The 17827-nt window shown below is 29.3% G+C and carries 17 protein-coding genes; 12 read left to right on the top strand and 5 right to left on the bottom strand.

All coding sequences use genetic code 11. The features are described 5' to 3' along the window. Positions 1–8 precede the first annotated feature (8 nt). Positions 9–1046 (bottom strand): selenide, water dikinase SelD, encoded by a 1038-nt coding sequence (gene selD / locus IQC44_RS03455; RefSeq protein ID WP_198304816.1) that lies wholly within the window; start codon positions 1044–1046, stop codon positions 9–11. 219 nt (positions 1047–1265) lie between these two features. Between selD and IQC44_RS03450 the strand changes: the two genes are divergently transcribed. The 3 genes from IQC44_RS03450 to IQC44_RS03440 are packed head-to-tail and all read left to right on the top strand — an operon-like array spanning position 1266 to position 2962. Continuing rightward, positions 1266–2357, top strand: a complete 1092-nt coding sequence (locus IQC44_RS03450) for a transglutaminase-like domain-containing protein (protein ID WP_198304815.1) — start codon at positions 1266–1268, stop codon at positions 2355–2357. Next, the gene (locus IQC44_RS03445) at positions 2354–2680 is read left to right on the top strand and encodes a mercuric transporter MerT family protein (protein ID WP_198304814.1); all 327 of its coding nucleotides are present in this window, start codon (positions 2354–2356) and stop codon (positions 2678–2680) included. Before IQC44_RS03450 ends, IQC44_RS03445 begins: the two co-directional genes overlap by 4 nt. 3 nt (positions 2681–2683) lie before the next feature. After that, the gene (locus IQC44_RS03440; protein ID WP_198304813.1) at positions 2684–2962 is read left to right on the top strand and encodes a heavy-metal-associated domain-containing protein; all 279 of its coding nucleotides are present in this window, start codon (positions 2684–2686) and stop codon (positions 2960–2962) included. Between the two features lies 1 nt (position 2963). Here IQC44_RS03440 and IQC44_RS03435 read toward each other — a convergent pair whose 3' ends face one another. The 3 genes from IQC44_RS03435 to IQC44_RS03425 are packed head-to-tail and all read right to left on the bottom strand — an operon-like array spanning position 2964 to position 6321. Continuing rightward, entirely contained in the window at positions 2964–3623 is a 660-nt protein-coding gene (locus IQC44_RS03435; protein ID WP_198304812.1) for a response regulator, read from the bottom strand. Then, positions 3620–5185, bottom strand: coding sequence for a sensor histidine kinase (locus IQC44_RS03430; RefSeq protein WP_198304811.1), 1566 nt, complete (start codon positions 5183–5185; stop codon positions 3620–3622). Before IQC44_RS03430 ends, IQC44_RS03435 begins: the two co-directional genes overlap by 4 nt. Next, a complete protein-coding gene (locus IQC44_RS03425) occupies positions 5182–6321 on the bottom strand; it encodes an ABC transporter substrate-binding protein (protein WP_198304810.1) in 1140 nt (379 codons plus the stop codon). Before IQC44_RS03425 ends, IQC44_RS03430 begins: the two co-directional genes overlap by 4 nt. A gap of 137 nt (positions 6322–6458) precedes the next feature. Here IQC44_RS03425 and IQC44_RS03420 point away from each other — a divergent pair, with 137 nt between their 5' ends. The 9 genes from IQC44_RS03420 (at position 6459) to IQC44_RS03380 (ending at position 16496) form a co-directional block, all read left to right on the top strand. Then, on the top strand, positions 6459–8144 hold the full coding sequence (locus IQC44_RS03420) for a 4Fe-4S binding protein (RefSeq protein ID WP_198304809.1): 1686 nt from the start codon (positions 6459–6461) through the stop codon (positions 8142–8144). Further along, a complete protein-coding gene (locus IQC44_RS03415; RefSeq protein ID WP_198304808.1) occupies positions 8125–8721 on the top strand; it encodes a TorD/DmsD family molecular chaperone in 597 nt (198 codons plus the stop codon). Before IQC44_RS03420 ends, IQC44_RS03415 begins: the two co-directional genes overlap by 20 nt. Before the next feature lie 80 nt (positions 8722–8801). After that, complete coding sequence (locus IQC44_RS03410; RefSeq protein ID WP_198304807.1) at positions 8802–9026, top strand: formate dehydrogenase; 225 nt, start codon at positions 8802–8804, stop codon at positions 9024–9026. A 27-nt stretch (positions 9027–9053) separates the two neighbouring features. Continuing rightward, positions 9054–11852, top strand: a complete 2799-nt coding sequence (locus tag IQC44_RS03405; protein WP_198304806.1) for a molybdopterin-dependent oxidoreductase — start codon at positions 9054–9056, stop codon at positions 11850–11852. 10 nt (positions 11853–11862) lie between these two features. Beyond that, on the top strand, positions 11863–12459 hold the full coding sequence (gene fdh3B, locus IQC44_RS03400; RefSeq protein WP_198304805.1) for a formate dehydrogenase FDH3 subunit beta: 597 nt from the start codon (positions 11863–11865) through the stop codon (positions 12457–12459). 10 nt (positions 12460–12469) lie between these two features. Continuing rightward, positions 12470–13426 carry a cytochrome b/b6 domain-containing protein gene (locus tag IQC44_RS03395; RefSeq protein ID WP_198304804.1) on the top strand — a complete coding sequence of 319 codons (957 nt, stop codon included), beginning with the start codon at positions 12470–12472 and terminating at the stop codon, positions 13424–13426. After that, a complete protein-coding gene (gene fdhD / locus IQC44_RS03390; RefSeq protein ID WP_198304803.1) occupies positions 13423–14280 on the top strand; it encodes a formate dehydrogenase accessory sulfurtransferase FdhD in 858 nt (285 codons plus the stop codon). The genes IQC44_RS03395 and fdhD overlap by 4 nt, the downstream gene beginning before the upstream one ends. After that, on the top strand, positions 14243–15256 hold the full coding sequence (locus tag IQC44_RS03385) for a cysteine desulfurase (RefSeq protein WP_228286245.1): 1014 nt from the start codon (positions 14243–14245) through the stop codon (positions 15254–15256). Before fdhD ends, IQC44_RS03385 begins: the two co-directional genes overlap by 38 nt. A gap of 1 nt (position 15257) precedes the next feature. Then, positions 15258–16496: a molybdopterin molybdotransferase MoeA gene (locus IQC44_RS03380; RefSeq protein WP_198304802.1), complete on the top strand. Its 1239-nt coding sequence runs from the start codon at positions 15258–15260 to the stop codon at positions 16494–16496. Between the two features lie 26 nt (positions 16497–16522). On the opposite strand, the gene IQC44_RS03375 is transcribed toward IQC44_RS03380, so the two are convergent. After that, the gene (locus IQC44_RS03375) at positions 16523–17815 is read right to left on the bottom strand and encodes an NAD(P)/FAD-dependent oxidoreductase (RefSeq protein WP_198304801.1); all 1293 of its coding nucleotides are present in this window, start codon (positions 17813–17815) and stop codon (positions 16523–16525) included. Positions 17816–17827 lie beyond the last annotated feature (12 nt).

Below are 17827 nucleotides of genomic sequence, written 5' to 3'. Positions count from 1 at the left end.
AGTTTTGCTTAACAAACTATAATTGGACTACTACTTTTTGGTATTACTTCACCAACTATTTTTGCATATCCAAAACTTAACTCTTCAAGCTCTTTTATATACTCTTTTGCATCGTCTTTATTTATAGCTATTAAAAGTCCACCAGATGTTTGAGCATCGCATAGTATTGTTCTTAGAGTTTCATCTACACTAGAAGAGTAGCTAACTTTATCTTCTAAAAATTTTTGGTTTCTTTTTGAACCTCCTGGAACTACTTGCGCTTTACATAGTTCGTAAGCCTCTTTTACAAAAGGAACATTTCTTGAGTTTATAGAGAAGCTAATATTTTCATTTATACACTCAAAAGCATGACCCAAAAACCCAAATCCTGTAATATCAGTACAAGAGTTTACTCTATATTTTTTCATAATTCTTGATGGTAAATAGTTTAAACTAGCCATAATATCAGCACAATGTTTGATTAAAGGAAGTTCTAGCAAATCTCTTTTTATTGCTGTTGTTAAAACTCCCATACCCAAAGGCTTTGTAAGAACCAATACATCACCAGCTCTTGCACCATTATTTCTTTTTACATCTTTTGGGTTTATAACTCCTGTTACACTAAGTCCATAGTACATCTCAGGCGAACCAATAGTATGCCCACCTAAAAGTGAGCCACCACACTCTTTTACTTTATCAAAACCACCTTTTAATATCTCAGCTAAAGCCTCTTTTGATACATTTTTACTATCAAAACCAACAATATTTAGGGCTGTTTTAACTTCACCTCCCATAGCAAAAACATCACTTAAAGAGTTTGCAGCTGCAATTTGCCCATAAATATATGGATCATCAATAACAGGAGTTATAAAATCTACTGTTTGAACTAAAGCTAAATCAGGGCTTAGTTGATAAACTCCAGCATCATCACTTGTATCAAATCCTACTAATACTTGTTCACTATTTGCTTTTAGGTGGCAAAGAGCTTGTTTTAGATCCCCCGGACCCATCTTTGCAGCACAACCAGCAGCTTGAACAAATTTAGTTAATTTATATTCATTGTTCATTTGCCTATCTTTATTTTAAATTAAAAGTATTATACTTAAGCAATTTAAAATATTTAGTTAAATAAAAGTAAAAAATATTTTACTATTTAAGTTGCAACTTATAAAAAATTGACTATGATTTTTCTAATATAGTTCATAGACCATAGGTTATGGTTCGACATAAAGGGCTTAAAACTCTCCTTTATCTCTTAATAGAACAAAAAAATATAGAGAAAAATCATGAAAAGACGAACATTTTTAAAAACAACTTTTGCACTATCAAGTGCAGCATTTTTGTATCCAAATATTGCATTGGCAAATGCTAAAAATCCATTTGGAATCTCTAAAACACCAAGAAAATTTCAAGTAACAAATAGTTATGAGTTTGAACAAAGTAGTGAAGTAACACAACTTTGGGTACCACTTCCAAAAGATGAAAGCTACCATAAAGTTGTAAATTTTGATTATAAAGGAAACTATACAGAAGCAAAAATTGTAAAAAATCCTTATGATACAAGAGTTTTATATGTGAAATGGGATAATAAAGATGTAAAACCTAATTTAGATGTAGATTTTGCACTTGTTATGCAAGAGAGAACTACTGATTTTTCAAAAGCTACAGCAAATACTGATTATCCAAGTGATGTAAAAGTTTTCTTAGAAGGTACAAAACATATTCCTGTAACTCCTAAACTTACAAAGTATGCAAAAGATATATCAAAAGATACAAAAACTCCACTAGAAATTGCAAAAGCAATATATGATTGGACAACTACAACTATGTATAGAGATGAGAGTGTTGTTGGTTGTGGAATTGGAGATGCCCAAAAATCTATTGAAGATAAAATATATGGTGGAAAATGTACAGATATAAGCTCTGTTTTTGTATGTTTATTAAGAAATGCTGGAATTCCAGCACGAGAAACTTTTGGAATAAGAGTAGGGCAATCAAAAATTTCAAATGCTTGTGGAAAAGCAGATGATAAAGGCTTTGCAGATGTTACAGGTGGACAACATTGTCGAGCAGAGTTTTATATAGATGGGATTGGTTGGGTTCCTTGTGATCCTGCTGATGTTTTAAAAGTAAAACTTGCTGAAAATTTACCAAATGATGATAAAAAATTAGCTAGTGTAAAAGATTATTTCTTTGGTTCGTGGGAGATGAATTGGGCTGCATTTAATAGTGCAAGAGATTTTATCTTAGAGCCAAAACCGACTCAATATCCACTAAATATGCTAGGTTATCCTTATGCTGAAGTTGGTGAAGATGCAAAAGATTATTACAAACCAAAAGAGTTTAAATACACTTATTCTTCACAAGAGATTTTATGAAAAAATCAAATTTTGCGATAATTGGTGCAGTTTTTACTGCACTATTATCGACTTTATGCTGTTTACCAGCTTTTTTATTTCTGTTTTTTGGAGTATCAAGTGGAGTTTTAGGCTTCTTTACGACTTTGGAATATAGTAGAGTTCCACTTGCTATTTTATCTCTTATATTTTTTTTAATTGCAATTTATAATTTTAGGAAAAAAATATCTTGTTCTTGTAGTAAAAAAGATAGAAAAAAACAGTATATTTTGTTTAGTTTATTTTTTATTTTGATTTTAGCTTTGCTTTTTTATCCTGAGATTTTACCACTTTTTATGGAGTAGTTTATGAAAATTTTAGTTCTATTTTTATTTTTAGCAAAATTTATTTTGGCTTTAGAAATATCTGTTTTCAAAGTTGATGGTATGCACTGTCCACTTTGTACAACTGCTGTTAAAAAGGCAATTAGTGAAGTTGATGGAGTGCAAAAAGTAAGTGCAAGACTTAATACAAAAGAAGTTAGTGTTATTTATGATGAAAAAGTAAAAATAGAAGATATTTTAGAAGCTATAAAAACCACTTCATATATTGGAGTTGAAATCTCTACAAAAAAGTTTGAAGAGTAATTTATATACTCTCCAAACTACTTTCATTAAAAACATAGGTTTTATGAGCAGATTTTACTAGGATATTTCTATCTGCTAAATCTTTAAATAGTTTTATAAGTGTTGGTTTTGAGATAGAAAATTGCTCCATAATCTCACTATATGAGCCAAAAAATTGATTTTTTTCATTTAAATTATTGAAAATATATTTTATAATTTCTACTTGTTTTGTCTCACTAATAGCCCCAATAGTTTTTACAATATTTTGATTTTTCTTTAGCTCTTTTTCTTGAATTTTTGGTAAAAGAATATTATGTAAAGTATCTAAAAGTTCATTTATATTTATAGGTTTTACTATATAGTTTTCAACTTTTAGTTTTATAGCTTCAAGTAGATAATCTGTGTCTGTATGGGCTGTTGTAAGAATGCTTGGAATATTTATATCTCTATTTTTTAGGTATTTTAAAAAGTTTATTCCATTTTCATTTTCTAGTAAAATATCACTAATTATTACATCAATATCTTGTTCTACAATTATTTTCATAGCTTCAACTGTTGTTTTAACACTATAAAGTTTTTTTACAAAGTCTTCCAAAATATCGCTTGTATGTCTTAATAAATCTTCATCATCTTCAAGATAAAGAATGTTGAAATTTTTTAAAATATCAAAATTTTTGCTCATAAATCCTCTTTTAGTGGTATTTTTATTGTGAAAGATGCACAAGAAAAAACTCTATCATCTATCATTTTTTGTTTTATATTTTTGCAAGAGAGTTGTCCTTTTATATGTCTTTCAATTATTTGTTTACTCATATAAAGCCCAATTCCAGTTCCTGCACTTTTGTATTTTGTTGTGTAATATGGCTCAAAGATTTTTGGCATAACTTCAAGTGGAATTCCACCACCATTGTCAATAATATTTACAAACAAAAAATCTTTTTTGCTATTTACAACAATTTTTATTATTCTATCATTTTTATCAACATTACTTATTAAAGCATCTTTAGAATTACTTATAATATTTAAAAATATATGTGAAAGTTCATTGTAGTAGCTCAAAATTTCAATATCTTTTTTTATAATTAACTTTAATTTTATATTTTCTTTATTTAATAGATATTTTGAAAGCTCTATTGTATGCTCTATACAATCTTTTATAAAAAATCTCTTTTTTGCACGGCTAGGGTCAAAAAAGTTTTTAAAATCATCAAGTGTATTTGACATATTTTGTGCCAAAAGTAGGGCATCTGCTACTTTTTGTTCTACAAATTCTGGGCTTAGTTTTCCCATTTGCATTTTAATTTGAAAGCTTTGAATAATCATAGATAGACTTCCCAAGGGTTGTCTCCACTGATGAGCAATATTATTTAACATCTCTCCTAAAGAGGCAAATCTTGCTTGTTGAAACATAATAATATCTTTTTTCCTATTTTTACTCACCTCTTGAGCAACTTTTAGTTCAAGTTTGCTGTTTAGCTCTTTTAACTCTTTTGTTTTGTTTTCTACACTTTTTTCTTGGCTTTCGTGTATTTTTCTAAAGTGTACGGTTATAAACAAAGATAAAATAAGAGTAAATAAAAGCACCAAAAAAATAGAGATAAATGAGAAAATTGTAACAATATTAAATATATTATCTGTATCTCTTTTTTCATTTATAGCCAAAGTTAAATCATAATTTACCAAACTAGAAAGATAGATAGTTGTTGTATCGATTTCAAAAATTATTTGTGAAAAGTTATTGTTTTCATCTTTTAAATTTTTTGTTAAATCAAAGATTTTTTCTATCTTTTTATCTATATTTTTTATAATATCTTCTTGTAAAATCTTATTTTCATAAAAATTATTTGAGTTTAAAATAAACTCTTTTAGAATAGAAATAATATAAACTTTTTCATCTAATTTTAATCCAGTTTTATAGTTTTGCCAATTTTTATTAATAATCTCTTTTGCAATTTGTAAAACTTCAATAGTTTGATTGTAGTTTAAATTACCATTTTCAAAGCTATTTAGAGTATCTTTCATATTTATTTTATATGTATCTTTGATATTTTCAAGCTCTATTAAACCTTTTGTTCTCTTTTCAAATAAAATATCAAAATCGTGTTTTAGAGTAAAAATTGATATTTGAGATAAAATAATTATACAAAGCATTCCACCAGCAATTATTAAAATTAAGAAATTTGTTTTATATGAGAATTTTAGACTATTAAAATAGTTTAGAATTTTTGTTAATAAGTTTCTCATTTTAACTCTTTAAAACTATCTTCTACATACTCAAAAAGATATGTATTTTTGAGTAAATGTTTATTTTTATAATCTATTTCTATCTCATAAAGAAGCTCTTTTGGTGTGTTTTCTATGGCTTTTATAAACTTTTTTTTTGTGAGATTACTATTTGCTTTTGAAAGAGCATTTACCAAAACTTTTGATGCCAAAAAACTCTCAAAAGATAAAAAACCCAAACTTGAATTTGGAGAGTATTTTTTCATAATCTCTTGATACTCTTGTACAATTTTTAGATTTTTATCATCATAATTTGGTACAACTTGAGAAAAAATAATATTTTTTGTATCTGTTTTTGAAGCTTTTAGTTCATCTATTATTGAGTTTGCATCAGAAAAAGAGATATTGCAAAATATTTTATCTTTCAAAGTTTCATCATTTTTTGCTTTTTGTAGAAAAAAACTATTTGCTCTATATGCTCCTATTAAAATTATTGCATCTGGATTTGAGTTTTTTATTTCACTAAAAGCATGTTCAATAGCAAGTGTATTTCTTTTGTAATTTCCTGTTGAAGCAAGATTTAGATTGTTATTTTTTAGTATTTGTAAACTTGAAATATATCCCTCTTCTCCATAATCATCATTTTGATAAAAAATTGCTATATTTTTACTATTTTTATCTTTTAAATAAGAGATTAATTTTTCAAGCTCTTGTTTATATGAAGCTCGAAAATTTATTAAAGTGCTTAAGCTTCTATCTTGTAAAAATTCTGCTCCTGAAAATGGTGAGAAGATTAAAATATTTTCATCATAAACTATAGGTAAGACTCTTTTTATTGTTGGTGTTCCAACAAGCCCAAAAAAAGCAAAAATATCTTTTTGATGAAGTTTTTTTATATTTTCATAGGTTAAATCTGGTTCATATTTATCATCTAAGACTCTAAACTCTAAGTTTCTATTTTTTACAAGATTATTTTCATTTGCATAATCAAAATAGCTTTTTGTAGCACTATAAACAGCATCTCCCCAAGGTTGCATTAATCCACTTAAAGGCATAGAAGAGGCTATTTGAATATTTTTATTGTTATATTGTTCTTCTTTTTGGAAAAAATAGAGCAATAAAATAGCAAAGGCAATAGGTAAAATTTTTTTAATCATATAGAAGTTTACTAAAGTGTTTATTAAAGATTTAAATGTGTAAATAAATCCGATATTTTAACTATTTAAGTACACTTTAATTTGTATCCCTATAAAATAAGGTAAAATATTTTTTACTAAAATTAAGGGCATAGGTTATGCAAGAGTTTATATACTACAATAAAGAGGGTTTGGATTTCCCTTTAAGTGAAAAAATCCAAGTTGCTACTTCTTTAGATGATTTAAAAGGCAAAAGCTTTTTAATATCAAACTCAAATGAACTAGAAAGTGAATTTATTGCAAATGAGATAGATTTTTATATTAGAAATTCACAAGATAGTTTCTCAAAAAAAATTGAAAATGTTTTAAAACTTTATGAGATGAATGCTCTAAAATTTGATTTTTCGCAAGATTTCCCACAAGAGCATAAGATTTCAAACTCTTTAATGATTATTTATGAAAATGTAGATGATTACAATAACTTTACAAAATATTTACAAAAAGATGAATTTGAACTCTATAGAGTTGAAGAGAAACTAATAAAAGAGATAAAAAACTCTATTGGAAACTTTGAAGTTATTGTAAATAGCAACGATAAAGAGATAGTTTTAAAAACTTCTCAAATTGTTTGGTTTGACCAAAAACTAAAAAAAGTTAAAAAAGGGATTTTTGACCCAAATTTAATCTCTAGTGAAAATATTGTAAAGATTTTAAAAGAGAATATTTCTAGTTTTACATCTAAGAAAACTATTCTTTATGATAAATCAATTTGTCAATATAGTGAGCGAAAAGATGAAATTTGCTCAAAATGTGTTGATGTTTGTCCTACAAATGCAATTACAAAAGATGAAAAAAATAGAAAATTGGTTTTCTCTTTGGTTGATTGTATAACTTGCGGAGAGTGTGTTAGCTCCTGTCCTAGCGGTGCTTTGAATAGTGCCGCAACACCAATAGATAGTTTATATGAAATTTCGCAATTTTATAAAAATACAAAACCTTTAATAATATCTTCAAAAGCTGATATTTCAAAATTAAATGTAGCTTTAAATGAGAATGTTTTACCACTTTATATTGTTGGGGATATTTTTGATGAAACTACATTTTTAACATATTTACAAATAAGTGGTTCTCAACTAATTTATGCTTCAAATGATATTTCAAAAGGTACAAATGAAAGTATTAGAATTGTAAATGAGATATATTTAAAAAAATATGGAAAAATTGCTATATATTTAGTTTCAAATGAAGCTGAATTAAAAGAGGCTTTAGAAAATCAAGAGTTAATAGAAAACTCTTACTATAACTTCAATCAAGCAAATATGAAAAAAAGAGAAATTTTCTCATATAGACTTCAACATCTTGTAGAAAATGAAGATTTAGGAGTTGTAAAAACTGGTGAACATATACATTATGGAAGAGTAAAAGTAAATGAAGCAAATTGTACTTTATGCCTTTCTTGTGTTGGTGCTTGTAATGTAGATGCTCTTTTTGCTGTTGAAGAGGATTTTACTCTAAGAGTAAATCCTAGTCTTTGTACAGCTTGTGGATATTGTGAAGCTGTATGCCCTGAAAATGATTGTTTAACTATAAATTATGATGAGTTGGAATTAAATCCAAATTGGTTTCAAGAGTCTATTTTGGCAAAAGATAAACTTTTTGCTTGTGTTGAGTGTGGAGTTGAGTTTGCTACAACAAAAGCAATTGAAAAAATTGCAAAAATGATGGAGCCAATATTTGCAAAACAAAGCCCAGCAAAGGCTAGAAGCCTATATTGTTGTGCTGATTGTAAGCCAAAAATTATGATTATGGAGGAGATTAGTAAAAATGCAAAATATACAAACTAATCAAGCAAGGCTTTTTGTTTATAATCTTCTATCTCTATTTTTTATTGAAGAGTACACAAAAACAAAACAAGATGAGATTGTAAAAAATCTTGAAATTTTAAGTCAAAATGCTTTTAGCCCTATTGTTGAAAAAGCTTGTATTGAGATTTTGGAATTTTTAAAACAAAAAGAGCAAAATGAGATTTTCAACCACTATCAAGAGCTTTTTTTAATCCCTTTTGGAGAGTGTGTTCCTATTAGTGTTTCGTGGTATCACGAACAAAGAGAGGGTGGAATAATGCAGTTAAAAGTAAAAGATGTATTAGCAAAAACAAAAATAAGAAAAGATGAAAACTCTTTTACAGCTCAAGAAGACCATTTGGGATTTATCTTTACTCTTTGTGCATATTTGTTGGAGCAACAGCTAAATGAAGAGATAAAAGAGGATTTACAAAAAGAGCTTTTTGTTGAAGTTTTAAGTCCATATATTGATAAGTTTTTTTATAGATTAATGGCAGCAAAATCTCCTATATATTCAAATGTTGGGCTTATAGTAGAGAGTTTTTATGAGTTTGAGAAAGCTTATATAGAGTCTTAAACTTTTTAAAAAAGTCGCTCTAAAAATTTATTAGAGTTTTTAGAGGGGCTTTTTACCCTGAATTAAATAAAGGAGTTATCATGGCAGATGAATTAGAACAACGAAGACAATTTATCAAAAGAGCAGCAATTGCAAGTACTGTTTTGGCTGGAAGTGTTGTAGCAACAGCAGCAACAACTGAAAGACAAGATAGAGGAGCAACTAGCAGTAAAGGTAACGGAGTGGTTGTTGGAAGATCTACTAAAAAAGAGATCTTATATAAAAAATCAGCAGCTTGGGAAGAGTTTTATAACTCTACTAATTAATAAATAAATTTTAAAAAGGAGGATGGCATGGGAGCAAATAGCTTTGGTAGAAGAACATTTTTAAAAATGGCTTCACTAGCGACTGCTTTTACAGCTACATCTGCTTTTGCAAATACAAATAAAGTTTTAAGAGATGCAACTGAAGAGGAAGTAAGAAATCCTTTCCCAGGTTCAAAACTAATAAAATCAATTTGTACACACTGCTCAGTAGGTTGTGGAGTAATAGCTGAAGTTCATAATGGTGTTTGGGTAAGACAAGAAGTAGCTCAAGATCACCCAATAAGTAGAGGTGGACATTGCTGTAAAGGTGCTGATATGATTGATAAAATCAGATCAACAAATAGACTGCAATACCCTACAGAAAAAATTGCTGGAAAATGGAACAGAGTATCATGGGATGATGCTATGAATAAAATTTCTAATAAACTTTTAGAGTTAAGAGAGAAATTTGGACCAGATTCAGTTATGTTTTTAGGTTCAGCAAAAACAAGTAATGAGCAAGGATATTATATTAGAAAATTTGTTTCAATGTTTGGAACAAATAATATAGATCACCAAGCTAGAATTTGACATAGTCCAACAGTTGCCGGTGTGGCAAATACATTTGGATATGGAGCTATGACAAATCACTTAGGAGATATGCATAAATCTAAAGCCATTATAATTATTGGAGCAAACCCTGCTGATAATCATCCAATTGCGATGCAACATATCTTAAAAGGGAAAGAGCAAAATGGTGCAAAAATAATCGTTGTAGATCCAAGATTTACAAAAACTGCTGCTAAATCGGATTTATATTGCCGAATTAGAACAGGAACAGATATTGCCTTTTTATATGGAATGATTAGACTTATTAGAGAGAACAAATGGTATGATGAAAAGTTCTTAAATGATAGAGTACACGGTGTAGATTTAATCTTTAAAGAGTGTGAAGAGTACACACCTGAACATGTAGAACACATTACAGGGCTTCCAAAAGAGGATTTAATTCAAGCTGCAACACTATTTGCAAGTGCAGATCCAGGGTGTTTGATTTGGAATCAAGGTTGGACACAACACACAATTGGTTCATCAAATACTAGACTTGGTTCAATTATGCAATTAATCTTAGGAAATGTTGGAAAACCAGGTGGTGGATGTAATATTTTAAGAGGGCATGATAATGTTCAAGGTGGAACAGATATTGGATGTTTATCTGATAGTTTACCAGGATATTATGGATTAGCTGAAGGTTCTTGGAAATATTTTGCAAGGCAGTGGAAAGTTGATTATGAGTGGTTAAAAGGAAGATTTAAATCAAAAGAGATGATGGAATCTAAAGGTAACTCTCTTTCACTATTTGCAAATGGAGTTTTAGATGAGAATAATGCTAAATATAATGGTGGTTCAACTCTAAAAGCACTTGTTTGTATTGGAAATGGAATTTCAACGGTAACAGATGTAAAAAGAATTAAAGATGCACTAGATAAACTTGATTTAGTTGTATTTATTGACCCATATGTAAATGATGCTGCTGTTATTACAACAAGAAGTGATAATTTATTCTTACTTCCAGCTGCTTCACAAGTTGAAACAAGTGGAACAGTTGTAAACACAGGACGAAGTGTTCAATGGAGAAGTAAAGTTGTTGAGCCACTTTATGAAGCAAGAACAGACCATGATATTTTATTTGATTTTGCAAAAAGAATGGGCTTCTACAACGAATTTATTGCAGGTATGGGTAAAGGTGATAACTTTACTTGGCCAGAAGATGCAACAAATGAGATAGCAAGAGCTTTAAAAACTATAGGAATGACTGGAATTACGGCTGAAAGAGTTAAAAAACACCAAGAAAATTGGCACTTATTTAATAATACTACACTTCAAGGAACTGGAGAGTTCTCTAAAGAGTATTATGGATTGCCATGGCCTTGTTGGACAACATCACACCCTGGAAGCCCAGTTTTATATAATACTACTTTACCTGTAAGTCAAGGTGGTATGGGATTTAGAGCAAACTTTGGACTTGAAAGAGATGGAGTTAGTCTTCTTGCTAGTGAAGGAAGTCATCCAAAAGGTTCAAAAATTAAAGGTGGATATGCTGAAATAACTGCTTTAAATATTGAAGAACTTGCTGGAATTACACTAAGTGATGAAGAAAAAGAGTTAGTAAAAGGTACAAACTGGAAAACTGATGATAGCGGTATTTTAGTAAAATATGCAATTGAAGCTGGACTTGTTCCTTACGGAAATGCAAGAGCTATGACAATAGTTCCATCATTTAGTGATCCAATTCCAAAACATAGAGAGCCACTACACTCATTTAGACCAGATTTAATTGAGAAATATCCAGCTCCTAAAGATAAAACAAATCACTTTAGGGTTGATATTCCTTATGAATCAAGACAAAATGAACAAGTGTGGGTAAATGACTTCCCTATAAATATAGTTTCAGGTCGTGTGGTTGAGCATATGGGAACAGGAACGGAGACAAGAGCATCGCATTATTTAGCAGAACTTAGCCCTGAAATGTATGGAGAACTTCATCCAAATACAGCAGCTAAACTTGGAATTAAACATGGTCAAATGATGTGGGTTCACGGAACTAAAGGTGGAAAAATAAAAATTAAATGTAAAGTTAGTCTAAGAGTTGCTGAAAATTCAGTATTCTTACCTCAAAACTTCTCAGGATGGTGGAGTGGTGAAGATTTACTTACAAGATACCCAGACCAAACAGCACCATATGCAAGAGGTGAAAACTCGACACAAGTTACAAGTTATGGGTTTGATCAACAAACAGCTTGTCCAGAGACAAAATGTTCTCTTGTAAGAATTGAAAAAGTATAAAGGATTAGTCATGAGTAGTAATAATGTAGATTTTTCAAGTATGAAATTTTATTGTGATGAAAACCTTTGTATCCACTGTAATGGTTGTGTTGTTGCTTGTAAAGAGGCTCACGAAGTTCCTGTTGGTGTAAATAGAAGAAAAGTTATAACTGTAAATGAGGGAGTTGTAGGAGCTGAGTTCTCTTTGTCTATGGCTTGTATGCATTGTGATGATGCACCTTGTCAGCAAGTTTGTCCAACTGATTGTTTTTATATAAGAACAGATGGAATTGTTTTACACGATAAAGATAAATGTATTGGTTGTGGATATTGTTTATTTGCTTGTCCATTTGGAGCTCCTCAGTTCCCACAAGATGGTGCATTTGGTACAAAAGGAAAAATGGATAAATGTACTATGTGTGCAGGTGGTCCACTTGAGACTAATACACCTGAAGAGTATAAAAAATATGGACAAAATAGAATAAGTGAAGGAAAAGTACCTATGTGTGCTTCTATGTGTTCAACTAAAGCTTTACTTGTTGGTGATGCAAATGAGATTGCAAAAATAAAAACATATAGAGCAATAAATAAGAGAAAAGGAATTGCAACTCCTTCTTATGGTTGGTAAGGAATAATTTATGGAAAAAAGCTCATTCTTTCAAAGAAATAAAGCTTATATCTTCACTCTTGCTGGACTTGGAGTTGTAGGAACAGTTTTTGTTGGATTTATGATGATTATGGATTGGGAGTACTTGTTTAAGTACACAATCCATGTATTAACAGGCGGAAATCTTGATGGTATTTTAGTTCCAGCAGATTCACACTATAAAGAGATGGTAAATAGAGCATTTGGACCAAACTATGAAGCTATTGCTCCTGAGATAATACGAGCTAGTAATGAAAGACAACTTTATATTTGGTGGGTTTTTGTAGCTGAAATTGCAATATTTTGTTATATGTATGCAGTTTATGGAAGAAAAGAAGCAATTATCACAAACCCAAATGATCAAGTAGAAGTATTTTCTTTAGTTCATAGAGCTATTATTTGGTTAAATGTATTTATTATCATTACTTTGATTATTACAGGATTTAATATAACTTGGAGTTTAAGAAGTGAAGGTGGTTATTTACCATTTATTCTTAGAGGTACACACGAAGTAACAGGACTTTTATGGTTTCCTATTTGGTTATTAATGACTATTATTGCTTTTAAAGATTTAAAAATCTTATCAAAAAATAGTCTAATAGCAAAAATAGTTCTCCCTGGGAAATATAAGCCTATGAAAAGAATTATTTATATAGCTTTTGTTACTATGGGAGCTGGATTACTACTAAGTGGTGCTATTATTTGGTATATGCATCCAGATGCTTATACAAATGCTCAATATATTCAGTTTAAAAGAGCATTATTATATGTGCATTTTGGTTCAAGTGTTTTAATTATGTTCTTCCTTATGGATTTTGTCTATTCTGCTTTAGTTGCTGTAAAAGGTAACCTAAAAGGCTTAATAACAGGAAAATACCCAAGAGAGTATTTAGAACAATTAGCACCTGATGTATTAGAAGATATTAAACAAAGAGAAGGAAAAAAATGACTTCTTTTATTGGAACTGAGACTTCCTTGTTGGCTAATTTTAAAGCTGAGGTTAAAACCTCAGTTCCTAATAAAACAAACACAAAAAAAGTTATCGTAGATAAATTTTTTGAAAATAACTTTGAGAGTTTTGAAGATTTTGTTATAAAAGATGAGAAGATTGATTTTTATTTAAATGGTGAAAAGCTAATTTCAGTAATGAGTTTAAAAGAGCATCAAGATGCTCATATAGTTGGATTTTTACTTAGTGAAGCTGTAATTTCTAGCCTAAATGATATAAAATTATTAGAAGTTAGTGAAGATGGTTTGAGTGTTTTTGTAGAAGCAGATATTTCAAATATTGCTTATGAAAACCTGTTTAAACAAAAAACTTTAACTTCTGGATGTTGTGTAGGGGTTACAGGAAATGCTGAAAAAGCTTTTGATTGTGCTTTTATCTCAACAAAATATAGTCTAAAATCATCTTTTATCTTAAAACAGATGAGTGAATTTAACAAATCTTCAAAGCTCTTTGATGATACAGGTTGTGTACATAAAGCAAGAATAGTTTTAGAAGATGGAACATTTTTTGAAACAGAAGATATAGGGCGACACAATGCTATTGATAAAGTAATTGGTCTTGTAACTTTAAATAAAAAAGATTTAAAAAAAAGTGTTTTATATGTTACTGGAAGATTGTCAAATGAGATGGTGGTAAAGTGTGTAATGCATAAAATCCCAATAGTTGTATCAAAAGCAGCGGTTACTTTTGAGGGAATAAAAGCTGCAAATGAACACGGAGTTACACTTATAGGTTTTGCAAGAGAGCATAAAATGAATGTTTATACTCATAGTGGAAGAGTTTTTCTTGATTAAGCTAAATTTTTTACAATACAATCAGACAAATTTAGATTTATTAAACAATAATTTAAGCCTTGATAGCTTAGTTACAAATAGTGAATTTGATGATTTATGCAAAGATTTTTTAAATCATTTTGGCTTTAAAAAACTAAAAACTTTCTCTTTTTCAAAAGAGGGTTTTTTAGGACTTTTTTTAGAGTTAAAAGATAAAAAAATTGCTGTAAGTTTAGGTGAAAGTATAGCTTTGCTTGAAGGTGCAAAACTTTATGAAAGTTTAGGTTTTACTCTTTCTTATTTACCTTTAAAAAAGGATGGAAGTGTAGATTTAGATTTTTTGGAAAATGAAGATTTTGACTATATTTTTATCTCATCTTATATTATGGATACTTTTTTAAAAACTAATTTAGAAAAGATAAAGAGTATTTCAAATGCAAAAATTATCTCAAATGCAAGTGCAGATTTCTCAAAATCTAGCGATATTATATATTTTGATAACTATAAGCTAAGTGGTTACTTTTTAAGTTCTGTAATACTTTTTTCTGATGATAGTTTTGCACAAGAGTTTATTGGTTTTACAGACTCTTTGGCTATATTTTCTTGTTTTAAGTCATATCAAAATATAAAAAAAGATATTACTATAAAAGATATTTTTTTAGAAAAATTAAAAGCTAAATTAAAAGATGATTTATATTTCTTTGTTGATAATAAAAATACACTAAAAAACTCTTTTCATATAGCTTTAAAAGGTATAAAAGCAAGAGAGCTTATACGAACTTTGGCATTTGAAGATATTTTTCTATCAAATGGAGAGGGCTGCTCTTTGGGGCTATCTAAACCATCAAGAGTAATTCAAGCTATGGGATATGATGAACTTGCAAGTAGAAATGCTTTAAGTTTTAGTTTTAATGAAAATTTTAGTGCAAAAAAAATAGATTTTATAGTAGATACAATATATAAAAAATATAGACAAATAAGAAGTTTTGGAGAGTAAAATGAAAAAGAGTTTAAATTATGTTGATTTTAGCGTTGCTTGTAAGATTAGTTTAGAGCTTATAAAACCTATTACAAATATAGAATTTGTAGATATTTTAAACTCTTTAGGAAGAGTTGTAAGTAAAGATATATTTTGCAAAAAAAATCTTCCAGCTTTTGATAACTCTGCAATGGACGGCTTTGCTTGTAAATTTGAGGATAGAGGGAAAACTCTTAAAATAGTTGATACTATTTTTGCAGGTGATAAAAAAGAGTTTAAAGAGCTAAAAAGTGGCGAATGCTACAAAATAATGACAGGAGCAAAAACTCCTTTTGGAACTGAAGTTGTTATTCCTTTTGAGCTTTGTGAAGTTTCACAAAATAGTGTAAAAATTCCAGAAGATATAAAGCTAGGCTCTAATATTAGGCTAAAAGGTGAAGAGCAAAAACTTGGTAATATCTTGATAAAAAAAGGTGAAAAAATAACAAGTTCGCATATTGCTTTATTGGCTACTCAAGGACTTATGGTTATAGAAGTTTTTAAAAAATTAAATATAGCAATTTTATCAACAGGAAATGAGTTAAAAGAGCCTTGGGAAGACTCAAATGATGATGAGATTTACAACTGCAATGCCTTTGCTTTGCAAACTTTACTAAAAGAAAATGATTTTGAAGCTACATATTGTGGGGTTATTCCTGATAATTTAGAAGAAACAGTATCTTTTTTAAACTCATTAAAAAAGTATGATATTGTTTTAAGTAGTGGGGGAATTTCTATGGGAGAGGCTGATTTTTTAGCCGAAGCTTTTGAAATGTGTGGTTTAAAAGTAGCATATCATGGAGTAAATTTAAAACCAGGTCGAGCTATGCTTTTGGGAGAGTTAAACTCTACAATTTTTATCTCTTTACCTGGAAACCCATTGGCGGCTTTGATAAATTGCTATTTATTTGTAATGCCAATACTTAAAAAATATCAAAATGATAGCTCTTTTTATCATGATTTTATTTTGTGTGAAAATAAGACAAATTTCAAAGTAAAAGGAAATAGAGCAGAGGCAGTTTTTGGAAAAGTTACAAATGGAGTTTTTGAAGTAACAAGAGAAAACAAATATGGTTCAGGAATGATAAGTGCCATATATGAGAGTAATGCTTTGGCAATATTTTTGGGTGAAAGTAATCAAGTTTTAGAAAATAGGGCTATAAAAGTTTTGGAGTTTAAAGGTAGATTTACAAAAGATAAAGTAGCTTTTATAAACTAAAAATTAGGAGAATTTCTCCTAATTTTTTATTTGAATATATCTTTTGCTTGATTGTCATACCAAGCATAAGCATATTTTGCTTCAAGAAGTCTGATATGTCCATCTGGGTCTTGCTCAGGACTTACTCCTCCTGCACCATCTACACTTTCAATTTTATCATCATGTGCATTGTAAACAGCAGCAATAGAAATACCATAAGTTGGGCTTAATAAACTATAACAAGTATTTGCAAGTTTTGGAGGATTTACTATCTCTTTATTTGCTAAAATTCTTGCTATTTGCATAGCTACAACTTTACCTTGAGTACTTGCACTAAATGCTGATTTTGGCATAGGTGCTGCACTTGAAGCATCTCCTATAACATGCACATTTTTTACAAGTTTAGATTCAAAAGTTTTTGGATGAATTGGACACCAATCTTGACCTTCTGGTACAAGACCTGAATCAAATGCTAGTTGTCCTGCTTTTTGATTTGGAATATAGTTTAAAACATCAGCAACAACATCTTCATCTTCAGTTTTTACAGTTTTTTTAGCTGGATCAACACTTATAACTTTTCCACCAAATTGACCTGCTCTCCACTCAATCATATCACCATAAAGCTCTTTCCAACCATTTGTAAATAGAACTTGTTTAGAGAATTTATCTTTTTGATCCAAGATAATAATTTTTGAATTTGGTTTATTTGTTTTTAAATAGTGAGCTACTAATGAAACTCTTTCGTATGGTCCAGGAGGGCATCTAAATGGATCTGCTGGAGCAACCATTACAAAAGTTCCACCATCTTTCATATTTTCTAGTTGTTTTTGTAAAAGTATTGTTTGTTCACCAGCTTTTACAGCATGAGGTGCTAATTTTTGATTCTCTTGTGTATAACCTTTTTCATATTTAAAGTCAATTCCAGGACTTACAATAGCTCTTGTATAGCTGATTTTTGAGCCATTTTCTAAAATTACACTGTTTGTTGCTCCATCAACTTTTTTAACTTTTGCATATACAACTTTAACATTGTGTTTTTTTTCTAAAGCTGATAAGTCTTGTTTTATAAAATCAATTTTTTCCATTCCTGCAATTACTGCATTTGAGAAAGGACAAGTGTAGTACTCTTTATTTTGCTCAATTACAACAATCTCTACATTTGAATCAAATTTTCTTAAATATCGTGCAGCTGCTGCTCCACCAAAACCACCACCAACAATAACAACTCTTTGTTTATTTGCTGGAATTGTTGCTAAATTATTTGCTAAACCATTACAAGCAGCAAAAGATAGAGCTGTTGCTCCTAAAACTATTTTTCCGAAACTTCTTCTATTTAACATAATTTATCCTTT

Source organism: Arcobacter vandammei, from assembly GCF_016106035.1.
In the GTDB taxonomy this organism is placed as follows: Bacteria; Campylobacterota; Campylobacteria; order Campylobacterales; family Arcobacteraceae; genus Aliarcobacter; species Aliarcobacter vandammei.
The sequence above is the reverse complement of the archived record's forward strand: the minus strand, read 5'-3'. Positions and strand labels throughout refer to the sequence as shown.

What these genes read in the sequence shown, in the direction of transcription:
- fdh3B (WP_198304805.1), top strand. Translation starts at nt 11,863, where the DNA reads ATGAGTAGTAATAATGTAGATTTTTCAAGTATGAAATTTTATTGTGAT.
- IQC44_RS03415 (WP_198304808.1), top strand. Translation starts at nt 8,125, where the DNA reads ATGCAAAATATACAAACTAATCAAGCAAGGCTTTTTGTTTATAATCTT.
- IQC44_RS03375 (WP_198304801.1), bottom strand. Translation starts at nt 17,815, where the DNA reads ATGTTAAATAGAAGAAGTTTCGGAAAAATAGTTTTAGGAGCAACAGCT.
- IQC44_RS03420 (WP_198304809.1), top strand. Translation starts at nt 6,459, where the DNA reads ATGCAAGAGTTTATATACTACAATAAAGAGGGTTTGGATTTCCCTTTA.
- IQC44_RS03395 (WP_198304804.1), top strand. Translation starts at nt 12,470, where the DNA reads ATGGAAAAAAGCTCATTCTTTCAAAGAAATAAAGCTTATATCTTCACT.
- IQC44_RS03410 (WP_198304807.1), top strand. Translation starts at nt 8,802, where the DNA reads ATGGCAGATGAATTAGAACAACGAAGACAATTTATCAAAAGAGCAGCA.
- IQC44_RS03430 (WP_198304811.1), bottom strand. Translation starts at nt 5,185, where the DNA reads ATGAGAAACTTATTAACAAAAATTCTAAACTATTTTAATAGTCTAAAA.
- IQC44_RS03450 (WP_198304815.1), top strand. Translation starts at nt 1,266, where the DNA reads ATGAAAAGACGAACATTTTTAAAAACAACTTTTGCACTATCAAGTGCA.
- IQC44_RS03425 (WP_198304810.1), bottom strand. Translation starts at nt 6,321, where the DNA reads ATGATTAAAAAAATTTTACCTATTGCCTTTGCTATTTTATTGCTCTAT.
- IQC44_RS03445 (WP_198304814.1), top strand. Translation starts at nt 2,354, where the DNA reads ATGAAAAAATCAAATTTTGCGATAATTGGTGCAGTTTTTACTGCACTA.
- selD (WP_198304816.1), bottom strand. Translation starts at nt 1,046, where the DNA reads ATGAACAATGAATATAAATTAACTAAATTTGTTCAAGCTGCTGGTTGT.
- fdhD (WP_198304803.1), top strand. Translation starts at nt 13,423, where the DNA reads ATGACTTCTTTTATTGGAACTGAGACTTCCTTGTTGGCTAATTTTAAA.
- IQC44_RS03385 (WP_228286245.1), top strand. Translation starts at nt 14,243, where the DNA reads ATGTTTATACTCATAGTGGAAGAGTTTTTCTTGATTAAGCTAAATTTT.
- IQC44_RS03435 (WP_198304812.1), bottom strand. Translation starts at nt 3,623, where the DNA reads ATGAGCAAAAATTTTGATATTTTAAAAAATTTCAACATTCTTTATCTT.
- IQC44_RS03440 (WP_198304813.1), top strand. Translation starts at nt 2,684, where the DNA reads ATGAAAATTTTAGTTCTATTTTTATTTTTAGCAAAATTTATTTTGGCT.
- IQC44_RS03380 (WP_198304802.1), top strand. Translation starts at nt 15,258, where the DNA reads ATGAAAAAGAGTTTAAATTATGTTGATTTTAGCGTTGCTTGTAAGATT.